This is a genomic window from Longimicrobium sp. (assembly GCF_048594345.1).
GTDB lineage: Bacteria > Gemmatimonadota > Gemmatimonadetes > Longimicrobiales > Longimicrobiaceae > Longimicrobium.
Map to the genome: position 1 here is coordinate 1 of NZ_JBMDXM010000207.1, position 1,932 is coordinate 1,932.

The 1,932-nt window shown below is 70.0% G+C and carries 2 protein-coding genes and 1 tRNA gene; 2 read left to right on the forward strand and 1 reads right to left on the reverse strand.

The genetic code is table 11. The annotated features are described in order from the left end of the window. Nucleotides 1–259: 259 nt before the first annotated feature. Nucleotides 260–403 (forward strand): hypothetical protein, encoded by a 144-nt coding sequence (locus ACOJUJ_RS22340; protein WP_420129132.1) that lies wholly within the window; start codon nt 260–262, stop codon nt 401–403. A gap of 108 nt (nt 404–511) precedes the next feature. On the opposite strand, the gene ACOJUJ_RS22345 is transcribed toward ACOJUJ_RS22340, so the two are convergent. Next, nucleotides 512–588, reverse strand: a tRNA-Arg gene (locus ACOJUJ_RS22345). A gap of 661 nt (nt 589–1,249) precedes the next feature. On the opposite strand from ACOJUJ_RS22345, the gene ACOJUJ_RS22350 reads away from it, so the two are divergent. Next, a complete protein-coding gene (locus ACOJUJ_RS22350) occupies nt 1,250–1,876 on the forward strand; it encodes a phosphatase PAP2 family protein (RefSeq protein ID WP_420129133.1) in 627 nt (208 codons plus the stop codon). The last annotated feature ends 56 nt before the right edge of the window (nt 1,877–1,932 follow it).

Sequence of the window (1,932 nt, forward strand, 5' to 3'; positions counted from 1 at the left end):
CAGCAGCAGCTTGTGCTTCAAGTCCATCGTCGATTCCCCGAAGGCGCCCCCGTGCGCGTGTCTACTCTACGCGCCCCATCTGCTTCGTGAGCACGTCGGGTGGTGAGACGTGCCCGGCATGACGGCGCTTGGCAGGGGCGCTGCGAATCCAGACAGCGCCGACGGTGCGCGTGTCGTCAGCCACGGTAGGTCTGGCGCAGCGACACGACGTGGCGCAGGATCTGTCGGCCGGCAGCCGCCGGCATCCCGGGGATCCAGCATGGCGAAGGACGAGAAGACCAGCCCAAAAGCTGCGACTGCGGCCTCCAACACGTTGAAGAACAAAGGCAGCAGCAAGGACAGGAAGACAGCGGTAGGATCCGCGCTGTCGCAGGCACCGGATAAGAAGCGAAGCAAGAAGTAACCTGCGCGGCGGGGCCCTGCCCCGCCGTTCTGCCAGCGCGCGCCAGCGCGGCGGCGTCGTGGGCCCGGCTCGTCCACGCATCGACGCTTGAATCCGTCGGTCCGAAAATGGCGCGCCTGGAGGGATTCGAACCCCCGACCAATGGCTTCGGAAGCCACTACTCTATCCGGCTGAGCTACAGGCGCGTTGTTCGGCCAACCACCGCAAAGCGGAGGAGGGCGGCCGGCGATTGTAGCCCAAACAGGCGTCCGCAAGGCACCCGGCCATCGAGACCGCCGCGTCAACGCGGATAAAGCGGTGGGTCCTCATCACGCACCCGGCGTCGGCGCCCCCACTCCCTCCCGCCGCGCGCGGCGGAGGGCTGCTCTACCTGGATGACGACTTGTGCGCATCCGCCCCCTCCCCCGCGTGCGGGGGAGGGCTGGTCTACCTAGAGCATGACTTGTGCGCATCTGCTCCCTCCCCGCGTGCGGGGAGGGCTGGGGTGGGGGCAGCTTCAAACTCCCCCGCTCGCGAACATCGCGCCCCTCATGGGCGGAAGACCGGAGTGGACGCAAGGCCGCAGAGCGCAGCGATCGGAACGAGACCCCCACCCAACCCTCCCCCGTGAACCGGGGAGGGCAGCACGGCCGTCCCGGCGCAACGCGGCCCTCGTCTCTCCCCGCCTGCAGAGGAGGGCCGGGAAGGGGGGAGCTTCGAAACCCCCGCCCCGCGTGCGGGGGAGGGCTGGGGAGGGCGCGCGCCGTCTCCCCAGGCACCACCACCAGTCTTCAGCCCCCCGCCATCCCCACTCCCTACAATCGAGCGCACGCTGCGACTGCAGCCCCCGGCCCCACCCGGATCCCCATGCCCTGGAAAGCCCTGACCCTGCTCGGCGACGCCGTGCTCGTCGTGCCGCTGCTGGCGGCCATCGCGGCGTGGCTGCGCGTCCGACCGGCGGCCCCGCGGCTGTCGAACGGCGAACTGCTGCAATGGGCCAGCATCGTCGCCGCCAGCCTAGCGCTGGTGGCAGGCAGCAAGATCGCCTTCTACGGCTGGGGCACCGGTATCCGGCGCTGGGACCTCACCTGCTTCAGCGGCCACGCCGTCCTGGCCTGGCTGCTGTGGCCGGCGCTGTTCGCATTACTCGTACCGCCGCCGCAGCGCGCGCTAAGGGTCATGGCGACGCTCGCCGGCGCCGGGCTTGCAGCGTTAGTGGCCTGGTCGCGCGTGCCGATCGGCGCGCACCCCCCCAGCGAAGTGGTCGCCGGCACGGCATTGGGCATGTGCGCTTGCTTCTTCACATTGCGCCTGCTGCGCCGGCTGGCGCTCGATCTGCGAGGCGTCGTCGTCGCAGCCGCACTGGTAGGCATGCTCGCACTCGGCACCACGCAGGCGATGCCCCGGCTCGACACCGAGCGCTGGTTCGCGAAGGCCGGGATTGCGCTATCGGGCGCAGAGAAACCACAGTCGCGCCGCCATTGGCGGGGCTGAGCCGATCGCGCCGGCCAACGTCTTCACCGCCAAAGATAGGTTGCGCTGACACCGGC

What these genes read in the sequence shown, in the direction of transcription:
- ACOJUJ_RS22340 (WP_420129132.1), top strand. Translation starts at nt 260, where the DNA reads ATGGCGAAGGACGAGAAGACCAGCCCAAAAGCTGCGACTGCGGCCTCC.
- ACOJUJ_RS22350 (WP_420129133.1), top strand. Translation starts at nt 1,250, where the DNA reads ATGCCCTGGAAAGCCCTGACCCTGCTCGGCGACGCCGTGCTCGTCGTG.